General features: G+C 67.9%; 18 protein-coding genes and 1 pseudogene. 9 read left to right on the top strand and 10 right to left on the bottom strand.

Annotated elements, in window-relative coordinates; genetic code table 11:
* Positions 1 to 115 precede the first annotated feature (115 nt).
* Positions 116 to 478 carry a TraR/DksA family transcriptional regulator gene (locus VG502_RS09290; RefSeq protein ID WP_325549761.1) on the bottom strand — a complete coding sequence of 121 codons (363 nt, stop codon included), beginning with the start codon at positions 476 to 478 and terminating at the stop codon, positions 116 to 118.
* 73 nt (positions 479 to 551) lie between these two features.
* Between VG502_RS09290 and VG502_RS09285 the strand changes: the two genes are divergently transcribed.
* The 3 genes from VG502_RS09285 (at position 552) to VG502_RS09275 (ending at position 2,333) form a co-directional block, all read left to right on the top strand.
* Positions 552 to 1,295 (top strand): phosphotransferase family protein, encoded by a 744-nt coding sequence (locus tag VG502_RS09285; protein WP_325549760.1) that lies wholly within the window; start codon positions 552 to 554, stop codon positions 1,293 to 1,295.
* A 62-nt stretch (positions 1,296 to 1,357) separates the two neighbouring features.
* Positions 1,358 to 1,996, top strand: coding sequence for a LysE family translocator (locus tag VG502_RS09280; protein WP_325549759.1), 639 nt, complete (start codon positions 1,358 to 1,360; stop codon positions 1,994 to 1,996).
* 88 nt (positions 1,997 to 2,084) lie between these two features.
* Positions 2,085 to 2,333 (top strand): SCO4226 family nickel-binding protein, encoded by a 249-nt coding sequence (locus VG502_RS09275; RefSeq protein ID WP_325549758.1) that lies wholly within the window; start codon positions 2,085 to 2,087, stop codon positions 2,331 to 2,333.
* A 5-nt stretch (positions 2,334 to 2,338) separates the two neighbouring features.
* On the opposite strand, the gene VG502_RS09270 is transcribed toward VG502_RS09275, so the two are convergent.
* Entirely contained in the window at positions 2,339 to 3,394 is a 1,056-nt protein-coding gene (locus tag VG502_RS09270; protein ID WP_325549757.1) for a DUF3048 domain-containing protein, read from the bottom strand.
* Positions 3,395 to 3,418: 24 nt separating this feature from the next.
* Between VG502_RS09270 and VG502_RS09265 the strand changes: the two genes are divergently transcribed.
* The 3 genes from VG502_RS09265 to VG502_RS09255 all read left to right on the top strand — a co-directional run bounded on the left by VG502_RS09265 (position 3,419) and on the right by VG502_RS09255 (position 5,852).
* Positions 3,419 to 4,273, top strand: a complete 855-nt coding sequence (locus VG502_RS09265) for a phosphotransferase (RefSeq protein ID WP_325549756.1) — start codon at positions 3,419 to 3,421, stop codon at positions 4,271 to 4,273.
* A 166-nt stretch (positions 4,274 to 4,439) separates the two neighbouring features.
* A complete protein-coding gene (locus VG502_RS09260) occupies positions 4,440 to 5,363 on the top strand; it encodes a phage tail tip lysozyme (RefSeq protein WP_325549755.1) in 924 nt (307 codons plus the stop codon).
* Between the two features lie 12 nt (positions 5,364 to 5,375).
* Positions 5,376 to 5,852: an SAM-dependent methyltransferase gene (locus VG502_RS09255; RefSeq protein WP_325549754.1), complete on the top strand. Its 477-nt coding sequence runs from the start codon at positions 5,376 to 5,378 to the stop codon at positions 5,850 to 5,852.
* A gap of 16 nt (positions 5,853 to 5,868) precedes the next feature.
* Here VG502_RS09255 and VG502_RS09250 read toward each other — a convergent pair whose 3' ends face one another.
* The 6 genes and pseudogenes from VG502_RS09250 to VG502_RS21835 all read right to left on the bottom strand — a co-directional run.
* Positions 5,869 to 6,561, bottom strand: coding sequence for a response regulator transcription factor (locus VG502_RS09250; protein ID WP_325549753.1), 693 nt, complete (start codon positions 6,559 to 6,561; stop codon positions 5,869 to 5,871).
* Positions 6,561 to 7,907, bottom strand: coding sequence for a HAMP domain-containing sensor histidine kinase (locus tag VG502_RS09245; protein ID WP_325549752.1), 1,347 nt, complete (start codon positions 7,905 to 7,907; stop codon positions 6,561 to 6,563). The genes VG502_RS09250 and VG502_RS09245 overlap by 1 nt, the downstream gene beginning before the upstream one ends.
* A 31-nt stretch (positions 7,908 to 7,938) precedes the next feature.
* Positions 7,939 to 8,628, bottom strand: a complete 690-nt coding sequence (locus tag VG502_RS09240) for a hypothetical protein (RefSeq protein WP_325549751.1) — start codon at positions 8,626 to 8,628, stop codon at positions 7,939 to 7,941.
* Positions 8,625 to 9,197 carry a M15 family metallopeptidase gene (locus VG502_RS09235; protein WP_325549750.1) on the bottom strand — a complete coding sequence of 191 codons (573 nt, stop codon included), beginning with the start codon at positions 9,195 to 9,197 and terminating at the stop codon, positions 8,625 to 8,627. The genes VG502_RS09240 and VG502_RS09235 overlap by 4 nt, the downstream gene beginning before the upstream one ends.
* Positions 9,198 to 9,388: 191 nt before the next feature.
* Positions 9,389 to 10,327, bottom strand: a complete 939-nt coding sequence (locus VG502_RS09230) for a cyclic nucleotide-binding domain-containing protein (protein ID WP_325549749.1) — start codon at positions 10,325 to 10,327, stop codon at positions 9,389 to 9,391.
* A 205-nt stretch (positions 10,328 to 10,532) separates the two neighbouring features.
* Positions 10,533 to 10,922, bottom strand: a pseudogene (locus VG502_RS21835) (MFS transporter); the annotation flags it as partial.
* 305 nt (positions 10,923 to 11,227) lie between these two features.
* Between VG502_RS21835 and VG502_RS09225 the strand changes: the two are divergent.
* From VG502_RS09225 to VG502_RS09215, 3 genes are read left to right on the top strand one after another with little or no spacing between them, the layout of a single operon-like run.
* Entirely contained in the window at positions 11,228 to 11,791 is a 564-nt protein-coding gene (locus tag VG502_RS09225) for a hypothetical protein (protein WP_325549748.1), read from the top strand.
* On the top strand, positions 11,788 to 12,435 hold the full coding sequence (locus tag VG502_RS09220; protein ID WP_325549747.1) for a (2Fe-2S)-binding protein: 648 nt from the start codon (positions 11,788 to 11,790) through the stop codon (positions 12,433 to 12,435). The genes VG502_RS09225 and VG502_RS09220 overlap by 4 nt, the downstream gene beginning before the upstream one ends.
* A 60-nt stretch (positions 12,436 to 12,495) precedes the next feature.
* Entirely contained in the window at positions 12,496 to 13,053 is a 558-nt protein-coding gene (locus VG502_RS09215) for a GNAT family N-acetyltransferase (RefSeq protein ID WP_325549746.1), read from the top strand.
* Positions 13,054 to 13,114: 61 nt separating this feature from the next.
* Here the strand turns inward: VG502_RS09215 and VG502_RS09210 are convergent, their stop codons facing one another.
* Both VG502_RS09210 and VG502_RS09205 read right to left on the bottom strand, forming a co-directional pair.
* Positions 13,115 to 14,308, bottom strand: a complete 1,194-nt coding sequence (locus tag VG502_RS09210; RefSeq protein WP_325549745.1) for an ATP-binding protein — start codon at positions 14,306 to 14,308, stop codon at positions 13,115 to 13,117.
* Positions 14,309 to 14,435: 127 nt separating this feature from the next.
* Positions 14,436 to 15,539: a DNA glycosylase AlkZ-like family protein gene (locus VG502_RS09205; RefSeq protein WP_325549744.1), complete on the bottom strand. Its 1,104-nt coding sequence runs from the start codon at positions 15,537 to 15,539 to the stop codon at positions 14,436 to 14,438.
* Between the last annotated feature and the right edge of the window lie 23 nt (positions 15,540 to 15,562).

Below are 15,562 nucleotides of genomic sequence, written 5' to 3'. Positions count from 1 at the left end.
CCTGCGAACTCCATTGGGACCGAAGGCAATTGACCGAATCCGGGCGACGCTGACCAGGCAGCTCGAAGACCTTGAGCAGTGGCGCCGACGGGCATCGCCACGCACTACTGAAGGTTCAATTGCGTGCGCGATGGGCCGACTGCGCACAGGAGATGCATGTGGTGGTCGCCGGCAACGCCTCCAGTCGTGCCGCGGCGATCGCCTCGCCGCACTGACTGCAGATGCCGTAGCTGCCGGACTCGACACGCGCCAGTGCTTCATCGATGGCGTTGAGATGTAGTCGAGTCTCCGCGGCAAGGGACGACACCTGGGCCCGAGACACGGCGACCGTCGTACCCTCCGGGTCGTGTTCGTCGTCCAGATTGCTGTCCTGTGCGGCCTCGACGATGTCGGTGAAACTGGCGTCGAGCCCGCGCAAGCGCTCGAGTGCTTCCGCTCGCTTGGCCACCAACATGGCCCGTGCCGCGTCGGGTTCCATCCGACCAGGATACGAACCCTCGACCGAACAAACCCGTTGCCGCAACAACCGGGTATCCGCGACGCTGACCATCGTGGACGAGATCGAGGTCGTCGTCGCGCACTCGGAGCGCACCACGCTGAGGGTCGGCGGCACCTTCCTGAAGGTGGACGCCGATCCGGCACGCATCCAACGCGAGGCGCACGCCATGACGCTGGCGCCGATACCGACGGCGGAGATCCTGTGGCAACGGCCTTCGGTGCTCGCACTGAAGACGCTGTCCGGAGGGCCGCTCGGCCTCCTCGGTGAGCCATCGACCCGGTCGTCGGCCGCCTGGGTGGCCGCGGGTGCCGCCATACGAAAGCTGCACCAAGCGCCGTTACCCCCATGGGTCGGGCCGGGCCCCGACGAGATCGCGGCCGAGCTCGACGAGAGGTGTGACTGGCTGGTCGCCAACGACGTACTCCCGGTCGACCTGGTGACGCGCAATCGAGCCGTCGCCGCTGCCGCGCTGCGGGACTGGTCTCCGGTCTTCCGGCACGGCGATCTGCAGATCGCGCATGTGTTCATCGACGAGGACGACGAAGTCGCCGGCATTCTCGACTGGTCCGAGGCAGCCCAGGGTGACGCGCTCTACGACCTGGCCACGCTGACCCTCGGTCACCCGGAACATCTCGATGACCTCATCGCCGGTTACGGCTCCCCCGTCGACCGCGACGTCATACGCGGCTGGTGGTCCGTGCGCAGCCTGCACGCGGCCCGATGGCTGATCGAGCACGGCTTCGACCCGGACGCACCCGGCTGCGAGTTCGACGTACTCAGGTCCCAGACCTACTGAGATCTCCAGTCTGACAACGAAATTCAGTGGGAGGATCTTCGAGCGGGATCTAGCCTTGAGCGATGGTTCCGCTCTCGCACCTGGCCGGCTTTGCGCTGACGGCTGTCATCATCGTCGCGATCCCGGGCCCGTCGGTGCTCTTCACGATCAGTAGGGCTCTGACCGTGGGTCGTCGTTCGGCACTGGCGACCGTCGCCGGCAACGAAGTGGGGCTGCTCGGTCAGGTGATCGCCACCGCGCTCGGCATGGGCGCGCTGGTCGAGGCGTCCGCGATCGCCTATTCGGTGGTGAAGTATGTCGGAGCGGCATACATCGTCCTTCTCGGTGTGCAAGCCATCCGCCACCGTCGTGCGATGGCGGCGGCGCTGGAGAAGCGTGTGCCGGCCGTGCGTCCGCTCAGAGCGGCCCGTGACGGATTCGTCGTCGGTGTCATGAACCCGAAGACGATCGTCGTGCTCGTGACGGTGATGCCCGCATATACCGTTCCGAGTCAGGGCCATCTGCCACTCCAAATGCTGGTGCTCGGCGTTCTCCTACCGCTCACCGCGCTGGTGTTGGACAGCGTGTGGGCGTTCGTCGCCGGCTCCGCACGCGAATGGTTCGCCGGCTCGCCCAAGCGAATGGCGGCGATCGGCGGCACTGGCGGACTCGTGATGATCGGGCTGGGCGCGAGCATCGCGGTGAGTGGTCGTACCGAGTGAGCTGCAAAAAACCGAGGTTCTTCCGGTCGAAGCCCGTAGCGTTTGGTAGGTGGGGGGCGACATCCACCCAATCGAATCGAGGCTCGTCATGCCGGAGTTCATGGACGTACACCACAACATGAAGGGTGTGACCGCGGAGCAGCTGAAGGCCGCGCACGAGGCCGACCTGGAGATCCAGGGCGAGGAGGGTGTGGTGTTCAAGAACGCCTGGGCCGATCCGGAGAGCGGGCAGGTCTACTGCCTGTCCGAGGCTCCGTCCGCGGAGGCCGTGCAGCGCATCCACGAACGCACCGGACATCCCGCCGACGAGGTCCACGCGGTTCCGCTCGTCGTCTGAACCCCTCAGTCCTGCAACAGGATCCAGGTCTTGCCCGGTGCCAGACGCAGTTGCTTGCCGTGCGAGTCGGTGAAGCGGAACGGCTTGTTCGTGGCCGACCGGTGCCAGGCCCCGGACAGCTGCTTCCCGTTGCGGTAGAGCGTCAGCTTGCCCGACCCCGTGGTCAGGGACTTGTAGACCGGGTTCCCGGCCGGGTCCCTGTAGCGGTCCGAGACCGTCCGAACGCTGAGCGCCAGCACGTTGCTCGCCGTCACCCGCTTGCCGCCGGCTCCGGAGTCGGTGTAGGGGCGTCCGTTCCAACTCGGCAGATAGCGAGATCCCTTGTAGGCGAAGGAGAATCGGTCCCCACCGACCTTCACCGTGAAACTGGTCCGTGTCGGTGCCTTGGCCAGTTGCGGATCGGTTCTCGCGAAGCGCAGTCCGATGTCCCTGGACCGGGCAAGCCCGTGCTTCTTCGCGAGCTGGGCCACGTCGAAGTAGAGGTTGTGCGGAGCCGGGCGGCTCGAGTCGCGCTGGTCCCCGCCATACAGCCTGATCGGCGCCCTGCTCAGCTTCTTGCGGATCTGGGAGGCTGCGCCGGAGTAGACCAGCACCGGCCGGCCGAACGCCGGCAGGATGTCGACATCGGTGCTGCGCGCGCTCCGGACCGGCTCGACCCGCTTCGGGTATGACGACTGGTAGACCGGCATCAGCCGCGTGAGGTTGCCCTCGACCTGCTCGACGAAGACGAGGTCGGCCGGTGAGAGGCCGTATTGCGGCATCGCCGCGGCGGTGTTCTCCAGCTTGACCGCGATGACGGGGTGTGTCGTCCTCCTGCCACCGGTGAGCGGGTCGACCGACGGGGCAGGCGAAGAGGGTCGCGTCGCCTTCGGGCGCGCTGTTGAGGTCCCTGCCGAGGTCTTCGTCGAGCTGGCCGCCGCGGAGGTCTTCGACTGTCCAGGCGACTGGCTGGTCGACGCAGCGTCACCGGACCGGCCACTCGAACATGCTCCGGCGGTCAACGCGAAGGCCGCGATTCCTGCTGTCAGCGTCAGGCGTCGTCGTTGCTTCATCCAGGTCATCACCCGCAACGCTACAGTCTTCGGGTGGCCACTCCCCCGGCGCAGCTGAGCACCGCGCAGCGCGCCCTGCTGGAGCAATGGCTGCCGGATGCACGCGTCGTACGCGATCACAGCTGGGGTCTGGTCGACAACATCGTGTTGGAGCTCGAGTCCGGCGGCGACCGGTTCATCATGAAGGCCGACGGCGCGATGACTCAGCACATCGAACGCGAGCTCGACGCACACGCGAAGTGGCTGTCGCCGTGGCTCGCCATCGGTCGCGCACCGCGCCTCGTGGCCGGTGACCGGGAAGCCAAGATCCTGCTCACGGCCCACCTACCCGGCGAACTCGTCCTCGGCACGAGCGCCCAGGAGGATCCGGAGACCTTCCGCCAGGCGGGTCAGCTACTCGCGATGTTGCACGCACAGGCCCGCCGCACGGACGCGTCATACGAGGCGCAGGAGAACGCCAAGCTCCTCCGCAACCTCGACAAGGAGCATCGAATAGCGCCGCGTCGCGAGGCGCAGCTGCGTGACATCGTCTCGTCCTGGACCGCAGATCCGGTCGTGCTGGTCCCGACCCACGGCGACTGGCAACCGCGCAACTGGCTCGTGCACGAGGGCCGGATCAGCGTCATCGACTTCGGCCGGTCCGCCATGCGTCCGGCCGTGAGCGACTGGCTTCGGTTGGAAGCACGCGACTTTCGCGCCGACCCGGCTCGTGAGCGCGCGTTCGTCGAAGGGTATGGCGCAGACCCGCGCGAACCCGGTGCATGGTTCCGGGAACGGCTGCGTGAAGCGATCAACACAGCGATCTGGGCGCACCTGGTCGGCGACGAGGCGTTCGAGGCGCAGGGCCACGAGATGATCGAACGCGCGCTCGCGACGCACGACGCGTAGACCGGCGCGCTGGCCGGCATACGGCCTCACGCCGGGAGACGCTGTGCGGTGGCCGCAGCGGATTCGCAGTCGAATCGAAGTGCGCCATAGAAGTCTTCCTCGCGCAGCAATCAACCAGGGGACCACTGCACCACTCGGACCCGACTGACCGTGGAGGACGAATCAGATGAAGAGCCGTACCCGTCTCATACCCGTTGTCGCCGCCCTCGTCGCATTGCCGGCCGGCCTCGGCGTCGCCGCGTCGCCGGCGATGGCGGCCGCAGACACCGGGCACACCAACAGCGTCGGCATGAGCCCCAACCTGACGAATGTGACGCCGATGGCGATCGCCGCGAACGAGAGGACCGCGTTCAACTACTTCGTGAACAAGGGGCTGACCAAGAGACAGTCCGCCGGCATCGTCGGCAACCTGATCGTCGAGTCCGGTGTCGACCCGACGATCAAACAGAGCGGAGGTGGACCCGGCCGCGGCATCGCTCAGTGGGGCGTGGGCGGACGCTGGGATCACAACAGCAGGGACAACATGGTCTGGTATGCCGCCCAGCACGGACAGTCGAGGTGGTCCCTCGGGGCGCAGCTGGCCTTCACGTGGTACGAGCTGAGGACCTTCTCCGGATACGGGTACTCCGCGCTGAAGAGCGCCACGACGATCAGCGCCGCGACGGTCGCCTTCGAGAAGAAGTTCGAAGGGTGCGGCAGCTGTAACGAGAGCCGCCGCATCTCCGAGGCCACGTCGGTCTTCAACACGTATGGCGGCGGAAGTGCGAACCCCTACCAGCCCGCCGAGGTCTGCGGCGACGGTTACAAGGTCATCGACAAGCACGCACTGGGCACTCTCGGCACCATCTATCTGCTCTACAAGAGCAGCGCACAGGCGAACTGCGTGGTGACCATGAAACAGACCAAGCTGGGCTCGAAAACCCCTGTCGCTGCGACACTTCAGGTGCAGGGCGGCACCAAGGCCACCAACTCCGGAAACTTCGGCTACTACGCGGGGCCGGTCAAGAGGACGGCCGCCGCGAAGTGCGTCAAGTGGGGCGGCACGGTCAACTCGACGACTTGGACGAGTGCTTACAGCCACTGCGGCTGACACAATGGTGCTGTGAACTTCACCGTCACACCGGTTGCGCACGTTCGCTCCGGAAGACACGATGCCGTCGACGATTTCTGGGGCGGCACCGAGTGCCGCATTGAGCTGACCCCGGAGTATGACGCCGAGAGCCTCTCGGGATTGCGCGATTTCAGCCATCTCGAAATCGTCTATCTCTTCGACCGGGTCGATCCCGCCTCGGTCGAGACGACCGCCAGGCATCCACGCAACAGGAGCGACTGGCCACTTGTGGGAATCTTCGGCCAACGCGGCAGGCGCAGACCGAACCGGCTCGGCGTCAGCCGGTGCGGTCTCGTCGGCGTGGAGGGCCGCGTCCTCGTCGTCGAGGGACTCGATGCGGTGGAAGGCACACCGGTGCTCGACATCAAGCCGTGGATGGCGGAGTTCGGTCCGCGCGGCGAGGTCCGGCAACCCGCGTGGGCGGGTGAGTTGATGACGAACTATTACCTGCCGGAATCGGAACGCTGACAGCACTGTTCGCCGCTCACGGCGCGAGCCGGTACCCGAAGCCGCGGACGGTGACCAGCACGGCAGGGTGCTTCGGATCGGTCTCGATCTTGCCGCGCAACCGTTGCACGGTGGTGTCGACGACCCGCGAGTCACCCCGGAAATCGCTCCCCCAGACACGTTCGAACAGCGCGTCCCGGCTGAGCACCCGGCCGGGATTTCGCGCGAACGTGATCATCATGCGCATCTCCGTGGGCGAGAGCTCGAGGAGTTGTCCGGCACGCCGTACCTCGAGTGATTCCTCATCGATCTCCAAGTCGGCGACGATGACCGATGCGCGCGCCGGTTCCTCGCCCGCGGCCGGCCGTGGGCTGTTGGCTCGCCGCAACAGGGCCTTGATGCGGGCGTCCAGGACCCGCGGCGACACCGGTTTGGTCACGTAGTCGTCGGCACCCGCCTCGAGGCTCGCCACGATGTCGATGTCGTCGGACCGTGCAGTCAGCACCAGGATGGGCAGGAGTTGTTCGGCAGCGACGGTGCGGCAGATGTCGAAACCGTCACGCCCGGGCAGTCCGAGGTCGAGGACGAGGACGTCGTTGCGCCGCAGCGGCTCCGCAAGATCACGATTTCCGTCCGGCAGATGCTCGACGTCGTGATCGAGCCGCCGCAGTCCGAGCATGAGCGCCTGCGCGACCGCGGTGTCGTCCTCGATGAGCAGCACGTTGGCCATCAATTGTCCTGTCGTTCGGCCGAATTCGGCAGCGTGACCCGGAACGTGGTCGCCGACTCGTCACTGTGCACGCTGATCGTGCCGTGGTGCAACCGGACGTTCTCGAGGGTCAGCGCGAGGCCGAGACCACTCCCCTGTGTCCGGGTCCGTGCCGTCTCACCCTTGTAGAAGCGATCGAAGAGCCGGTCCTGGACCTGTTGCGGGATGGGCTCGCCGGCATTCGTCACCTCGAGGACCGTGCGGCCGGGCTCGGTGCCCAGCGCCACCGTGACGGGCGGCCGGCCGTGTTGGACGGCGTTGCTCACCAGGTTGGCCAGCACGAGTTCGATGCGACGTCGGTCGACAACCACCGGCACGTGCGGCTGGGCGGTCCTCACGCTGACGACCTCGGACCAGCCCCGATGCCTGAGCACCTGGCGGGTCAGTCCGACCAGGTCGACCTCGTCGAGTGAGAGGGAGGTCTGCCGGCTGTCGTGGCGGGAGATCTCGATGAGATCTTCGACCAGCCGAGCCAGGTTGTGGATCTCGGCGTGCAGCAGGCCCGCCGCTTCCCGGGCGTCGGGCGACATCGAGGCGGACTCCTCCTGCAGCACTTCGCCCGCGGGCAGCAGCGCTGCGAGGGGTGTTCGCAGTTCGTGGGAGACGTCTGCTGCGAACCGCCGCGACTGCTGCAGGGAGTGTTCGTGCGTGTCCATCAGTCCGTTGAACGAGTGGACGAGCTGCTCGAGCTCGGGCGCGCCCTGGGGGCCGAGACGCACGGTGATGTCGCCATCGCTGGCGCGTGCTGCAGCCCGGTCGATGCGCCGCAACGGGCGCACGATGTAGCGGGACAGCCAGAGGGCCACGAGCGCGCCGAGGAGGACGCCGACGCCGAGGCAGATCCCCACGACCTTGATGATCGAGACGATCTTGTCGTGCACCCCGAGCAACGGTCGCACCGAATACAACTGGACCTGCAGGCCGCCCGAGCCGGGCGGACCCTGCACGGTCACCTGCGTGCCGAAGAGCACGCGATAGGGCCCTTTGGTGCGCCGTTGCACCTGCAGGTCGGTGTGGTTCGTCGAGGTCAGGTCCGCCGTCAGGTCACTGCTCTTGGCGGTGCCGAGCCGCACGATCCGTCCGTCGACGACGATCGTCATGTCCGGTGACGCGTCGATCTGCCGTGGCGAGAAGAAATGCGCGTCCTGGATCCGGCGTGCCTCCTGCGTGAACTGATCCTGCGCCTGGCTGCGAGCCACGGAGTAGACCCACGTGCCGACCGTCGTCACGACAGCGACGGCGGTGCCTCCGGCCACGAGCAGCACGATGAGGATGGATGCGAAGACCGCGCGCCCTCGAATCCCCATGTTCTTCAAGGCTGTTCCACCACGTGTGGGGTCAACGCGGAATTGCTGGTTCCGTGACCGGTCCGCCCGCCCGGGACCGCGAAGGTTGTCCGCGATGCGAGAGCCGGGCGTATGGCGCCACGAGCCCGGCGATGATTGCCCAGGCACCGACCGCGATCAGGAGGGCGCCCACAACGTCGCTCGGCCGATGCCAATGCGCCCGTATGACGACGAGCGACACCAAACCGGTCCCCGTCCAGGCAGCGGTGGCGATGCCTTGCTGGAGACGGGAATTCGCCACGAACGTCAGTGCCGCAGCAAGCCCGGCGAACGCCGCGACGGTGCGACTCGGGAACGAGTTGTGTGCCGCGAATTCGACCGGTGACGTCGGCCGTGGAAGTGCACCCTTCAGCACGTCCGCCAGCGCACCGGGCACACACCCGAGGACCAGGGCCGCGGCAGTCGTGCGTGGGCTCCACCGATTGACCAAGCACGTCGCGCACATTACACCGGCGCCCGCCACCAGCAGCGTCAGTTGCGCGGCCGCCAGCCCGGAGCCGTCCGGGATCCAGGACCGTGTGGAGAGCGCGTCGCGCAACTGCTGGAATGCCGCGTCGTCGGCCAGACGGCCCGGTGCGGTGCGCACCGCCACGACATACAGGGCGATCGCGGCGGCCCAGCAACCGAGGCCGAGTCCGACGAGTGACATCCGTACCGAGCCGGCCTGGGTTCGCGCGCTCATCCCAGTGCGTCCGTTCGCATCGCCGGGCACTGCCCGTCCTTGGCCGTCAGCTCGAAGTGCCAGATCTCGTTCGCGTACGTCTGGCACAGACCGAACTGCGCTCCGTGCAGGATCAGCCACTTGTCGGCCGCTGTCGGGGCGATGTCGACCGCCTCACCCTTGGTGTGCTCGGTCTTGTCAGGGGTGGCCACGTGCGTCCTGGCGTACTCCACGCCGTGCTGCGCGACGGCTTCGTCATACAACCTTTGCTGGTATGCCGTGGTCCGCCAGCCGGACGTGATCCAGAGCTGAATCCCGTTGCTGCGCATGACTGTTTCGGCTGCGCCGAGCGCTTGCCGAAGCGCCGGGTCGAGGTTGGTCACCGCCGGGACGTTCGCGGAGACGTCCAGGTGCTCGTCCGAGGGGATCTCCCCCGCTGCGGGTCCCGACGCCGGACCTCCGCGCGGCGTCGGGACCTGTGGCGCGCGCACCGCCCGGGCCGTGGTCTCCCCCGAAGAGACCACGGCCCCGCCCTGCGGAACACCCTCGACGCGCGTCCGCTGGGATATGACGACGGTCGCGACCAACACGCAAATGCAAGCAATGCCAAGGGCGCCCAGCGATGTGAGTCCTGTCCGCCCGGTATGTGATCTCGAGTGCATGCCAGGACGCTAGAAGCCGGATTTCTCAGCTCTGCGGCATCACTGCAACAGCGGTGTCGCAATCACTCGGCGTCCGTCCCTGGCCGGTGGGCTCCATCGATGATGGATCGCCCTCATGATCACTGCGGAGCGCGCGCGCTGTCGGCGCTCAAGTGCCCGTAGGCGATGCCCAACGCTGCCGCACTGGCGTCGCGATGGCCGGTCACGGCGGCGACGAAGGTCGGTGCGTCCAGCCACAGGACCACCGACGGACCCACTGCGATCACACCCGCGGTCCGAGGCCTGTCCATGAGCAGCCCGACCTCGCCGAAGCTCGCGCCGCGGCTGAGCTCCCGCACGATGTGCGGACCTTGCACGACCTGCAGCGCTCCTCGTTCCACGATGCCGAAGCCGTCGGCCGGATCTCCCTCGCGCAGCACGACTTCACCGTCATACAGTTCCCTGCGCTGCAGGCTACGGGCGAGCCGCTCGACGGCCATGTCAGGCAGCGCGGCCAGCTGGGGTGTTGCCCGGACCAGGGCGAGATCACGTGGTGGCTCCCCCACCCGCGCGTCCAAACCTCGCATGCTCGGCAACAGCAGCAGGCAGCCGAGCGCCAACGCACCTCCGGTGAGCCACATCGCCGGCCCGAGGTGAACGGACGACACCAGAACGGGCCCGAACAGCGACCCGAGCGTGATCAGGCCGGCCGAGACGGACCAGAACGTCGCGTAGGCCCGTGCCGCGAGATGCTCCGGCAACACCCGATCCAACACCGACAGGCCGTAGACGTCCTCCATCGCGTTGCCGAGGCCGATGACGCCCAGCGCCACCCACGCCACCCACGCCACCTCGGCATGTGGCCACAGCCCGAGCGCGGCGACCGGCGCTCCCCACAGCGCCACACCGATCGCGGCGCGCCGACTGGCCGACCGCCGTCCCACCGTCCTCGAGCAGAGCCATACCCCGATCAGCCCGCCGACTCCGAGCGTTGCGAACAGCGCAGCGACCCTGGCCTGACCTCCGCCTCCCGGCGCGAGACAGAGCGCGGTGATGAAGACCGTCAGCAACCCGCGCATGAAGCACTGGCCCAGGAACAACCCGACAAGCCATCGGACCCTGGGCCCCGCCAGTAGCCGAATAGCTTGTGCGCCATGCCGTTTCGCGCCCGTCGTCATCCGCGCGGGCACTTGGTATGCCGTCCGTACCAGTCCGGACAGGACTGCGCCGGCGGCATACAGCACTGCGACCGCTTCCCAGACCGTCCGATGCGCCGAGTACCGCCAGGAGCACGCCGCCGAGCAGCGGGCCCAGCACGGTGCCGAGTCCCTCGATCGCCGCGTATGCCGCATTCGCTCCGACCAGTTCCGCCGGTGTCACAACAGCCTGGATGATCGCGGACCGCAGCACCGCCTTGAAGATGGAACCCGCGAGTGAGCCGAGCCCGACCACCAGGACCAGCACCCAGGCACTCCCCCGCACGGACGCCCACGCCATCGCCAGCGACATGGCCGCGGCGAATGCGTGGGAGACGACGAGCAGACGCGGTCGTGACATGCGGTCCGTGACGGGCACCACGAAGGGTCCGAGCACCGCGCCGGGCAGCACGCGAGCAGCACCGACCAGCCCGACGAGGCCGACTCCACCAACCTGGAACGCGACCACCGCGAGCATCACGAGCAGAGCCAGATCCGCCGCAACCCAGCAGCCCCAACTCGCCTCGACCAGCCACAGATTCCGGTTGTGGCGGCCCGCCCTCATGGCATGTCCCGCACGTCACCAATGGTCGCGCTGCGCGCGGGTCCGGTGCACCGGAACGGGCCGAAGACGGCGGTGTCTTGCAAGGCGTTGCGGAAAGCACATGACAAGGACCTCGGGTGGGTCACCGGCCAGGTCCTCCACAGGACCGGCGGCTTCCGGACCGCACAATGAACGGCCACCGCATAGAGTCGCATCGGCCGACAACAGGAGGTGCCACCGTGCCCGCGCCGGATCGCAAGGTCGTGCTGCTCGAGGGAGTCAGCGACGTCGCCGCACTCACCGCGGTGGCGGCGACGCGAGGCGTTGACCTGAGCGATGTCCACGTCGTCGACCTCGGCGGGGTCACCAACGTTCGCCGTGAACTCATCGAATTGCACCGCGGCGCAGTCGATCTGGAGATCCTCGGGCTCTGCGATGCACCGGAAGTGCGCTTCGTCGAGCAAGCACTGAACGAAGTGGGCTACACCGTCAGGGATGCGAGCGACCTCTCGGCATACGGCTTCTTCATCTGCCGTGCGGACCTGGAGGAAGAGTTGATCCGTGCCCTCGGCACCGAACACACGGTGGCAGTCATCGAGCAACTCGGTCTCGACATGAAACTGGCCACGCTCCGCCAGCAACCGGCCTGGCAGGACCGCCCGCTCGCCGAGCAGCTGCACCGCTTCTGCGGAGTGGCTTCCGGACGCAAGGAACTCCTTGCGGGCGCACTTGCCGCGGCGCTCGACCCGGACCACATACCGGAACCACTGCAAGCACTCATCGACCGGATCGCCGCGGCATGACCGACCCGCACCGGCTCGGCGAAGCCCTCGCCTTCGCCGAACATCCGGCAGCCGAACCCCCAGTCGCACCATGGCAACTGCTCACCACCCGCATCGAGGAGGCGCCGCTGGGGGCCAGGGTCGAGGCCGTCCGCACGCAGCTGCGCTCCCCCGACGGCGCGCCGGTCGACGTACGGGTCGCAGCATCGACCGAACAGTTCGCGGTGGTCGCACGACTCGTCTCTGCACACCTCTGCGCACAGGCTCTCGGGCTCTCCCTCGATCCCGCCGCAACCGACATCTGGTGGCAGCAGAAGCCCGGCCGGTTGCTCCAGCTCTCGTTTGCGCAGTCATCCATCGCGCGAAACCCCCTGCAACACGGGGCGATCGAGCAAGTCACCAACACCGTGCAGCATCTGTATGGCGTCAGTCCACAGGTTCTCTGGGGCAACGTCGGCTCCGCGGTCAACAGCACCGTGACGCTGCTGGGCGCGACCCGCCCGGACCTGGTCGACGCGGCGCGGAACGCAGCCGACAGCTTCCTGCAGGATCCGCGTCTGGACGGAGGCACCCCGCACAGCGGCCCAGCATTCCGGCGGCACAGTTGTTGCCTGATCTACCGCGCGGGCATCGGGATGTGCGGGGACTGCGTCTTGCGTTCCTGACACGACGAGGGCGGGGCCAAATTCAGGCCTCGCGGGTCGACCTGCGGCATACTCCGTTGCGTGCCGGAATGGACGATCAGACCGCCAGAGCCGCGCGACGTCGAGTCGCTGGCCGCCCTGCACGTCGCCGTATGGCGCAACGCCTACCGGGGCCTCATCGAGCAACCGCTGCTCGATGCCCTGAGTGTGGAAGCCGGCGTGGACCGGTGGGCGGCAACCGTCGAGCAGGCGACGTCGGCCGAACACGATCACACCGTGCGGGCGGCCTTCGTCGATGATCAGCCGGTGGGCATCATCGAGGTCGGCACCGCCCGCGACGACGATGCGCCGCGGTCCGCCGAAGTGCGCAGCCTGAACGTCGCCGGCCGCTGGCACGGCAAGGGTGTCGCCCAGGCACTGATGGCCGAATCCCTCGGTACTTCCGACGCCTACCTGTGGGTGCTGCGTGGCAACGACCGGGCCATCGGTTTCTACCGCAAGCTCGGGTTCGAGCTGGACGGCTCCGAGCGGTATGACGATGTATGGCGGTGCTTCGACCAGCGCATGCAGCGACCCGCCAAGGGGCCCTTCGAGACGCCCGCTCGTTCCTCACGGGCTCCTCAGGGACCTTCTGCCTGAGCCGCCGCCCGCTCGTTCCTCACGGGCTCCTCAGGGACCTTCTGTTTGAGCCGGCGCCGGATCAGGCTTCCGGTGCCGGCAGGTCGTGGACGTCACGCACGAACGCAGCGAACCCCGGCACCGTGAACTCGAGGTAGCCGTGGCTGCTGTCGGTGATGATGCCGGAGCCGATCAGCCGGCTCCGGGGCACACCGAGAGCATCGGACGGCTTGCCCATCGCGGCCGCGATCGCGCTGCGGCGCACAGGGCCATCGCCGAGCGCCGCCATCGTCAGCACGAAGTCCAGCTCCACGTCCCGAGTGACCTTCGACAGCCGCGCGGTGAACAACTCGCGCAGGTCCTCCTCGACGTCGGCGGCCGCCGCCTCGACGTGCTGGCGCTTGATGGTGGCGCCCGGGTCGGGGAATCCGGCGTGGTGCCAAGCGTTTTCACCGATCAGCTGCACGGTGTGCGGGTAGCCCGCGGCATACCGAACCGCCGCGTCGATCGCATCCGCGCTCCAGCCCACACCCAGCTCGCGCGCCGGATTCGCGAGCGCTACGGCGACGGCGTCGGGCGTGAGGTCCTTCAACTGCCGGTAGGCGAAGCGCTCGGAGTTGCTCACGGCGGCGTTGATGACACCCACGCTCTCCGGGAGCCCGGCCATGAAGAGGGACACCGGCAAGGTGCGGCGTTCGGACTGGAAGTGTTGCCACGCATACGAGATCGTGCGCAGACTCGCCGCGTCGGCGGCCTGCACCTCGTCGATCAGGATCACCAGGCCGGAGTGCTGACGCTCCTGTGTCGCCTCGGCCGTGGCGACCAGCAGATCCTCGAACTCCCGCGTCGCACCGCGAACGCGTCGACTCGCGCCCGAGGCGCTCCAGCCCGCCTCGATGCTCGCCACACCGGGCACTCCCCCGGTGACCTTCAGCTCCAGGTGTGACAACGCCGCGGCCACCTTCTCGCGCATCCTGGCCGGCCACCGGCGCACCAGGCGCTCGGCACCGTCCGCGATCGCGGGGACCAAACCCGCCGACTCCCCCGCGGTGACCCAGATCGTGTCGGCGTCCTTGGCGTGCGCCCGCTGCTCGACCTGTCGTAACAACGACGTCTTGCCCACTCCCCGTGGCCCGTGGTCGACGCGAATGCGCGGCACCAGCCGGCCCAGCGCCGTCATCAGGTCGAGCCGTTCCTCGATCTGCGCCAGCTGCACCGTGCGCCCGGGGACCTCGCGTGCCACGGACCCCGGCGTGTAGGGACTGGGTTGTGCCATTCGATGCCTCGCCTCGGTGTGTATACGGTTCGTCGTAAACGTCTACAAGCGTATCGGCTGACACCGACAGCCACCGGGCATCGTGATGCACGCCCTTCATGGTCCGCAGGGGCATTCTCCCGCCCGGTCAGCGTTCGGCCCGTAGACCCAAAAACGCTGCGAGGGAGTCGATTTCGCGGTTGATCGCGGCGCGGAGCGAGACGCTGAACGTCTCGTCCTCGTGTATGGCGTGCACGACCAGCCGCCCGCGATCACGGTCCGCTGCAGCGTCGACCTTGCCGACCAACCGGTCGCCGTGCAGGATCGGCAGCGCGTAGTAACCCCAGCGGCGCTTCGCCTTCGGTTTGTACATCTCCAGCTGGTAGTCGAACTCGAAGATCTCGTGCATCCGCTTGCGGTCGAAGACCAGCCGGTCGAGCGGCGACAACACCGTCGTCCGCCCGCGGAACGCCGCATCCAGCTGCGCCGGGTCGACACACCACTTGCCGCGCACCCCGTCGATGACCGCGGGCTCCCCCGGCGGCTCGATCTCCGGGCGCGCGATACCGGCCAGGTCGTGGACCTTCGGGCGCATCACACCGAGTGCACGCAATGCGCGTTCGGATCGGGCGCGCAGCGCTTCGTCGACCGGCACCACGTCGGTCTCGGGATGAACCCGGTCGGCGAGGTCCCACAGCCGCTCGCCACGCTCACCGCGGGCGGCGACCGCGACCTCTCCCCTGCTCTCCATGAAGTCGATCAGCCGAACGACGTTCTGGTTGTTGGTCCATCCGGTCGAGCGCCACGGCACCTCGCAGGTGTCCTCGAAGGCGGCCGCGGGCAGCGGTGCCTCCTCCGCGAGCCGGTCCAGTATGTCGCGGCGACACAGGTCATTGGCCTGCACCCATTCGGCACTGAACTCCTGCCACTCGACACGGGGATGCCTGCCCCAGTCGGCCATCTCGGCCCGGTAGAGCCGGAGGTCATCCGCGGCCATCACCCGCCCGCGCAACTCGATCACCGCACGGTCCTCGAAGAGCTCGTCCAGCTCACCCAACCGGTAACCTCTGCCCAACCGGCTCCAGCACACCAGCTCCGGGCTCGGCGCGACCGCCGCCGTCAGATCCACCTGAACCGAGCCGAGGCCGCGTACGACGTCGAGCAACCCGGCAGGCCGGGGCGATGCCAGCAACTGCGCGCGCACCGCGATCCGGCGGGCATCCCTTTGCGTCAATCGATGCACGGTGGTCACCTGGCGCACGCTAGCGGAATGCC

The organism is Flexivirga sp., assembly GCF_035551235.1.
Lineage (GTDB): Bacteria > Actinomycetota > Actinomycetes > Actinomycetales > Dermatophilaceae > Flexivirga.
The sequence above is the reverse complement of the archived record's forward strand: the minus strand, read 5'-3'. Positions and strand labels throughout refer to the sequence as shown.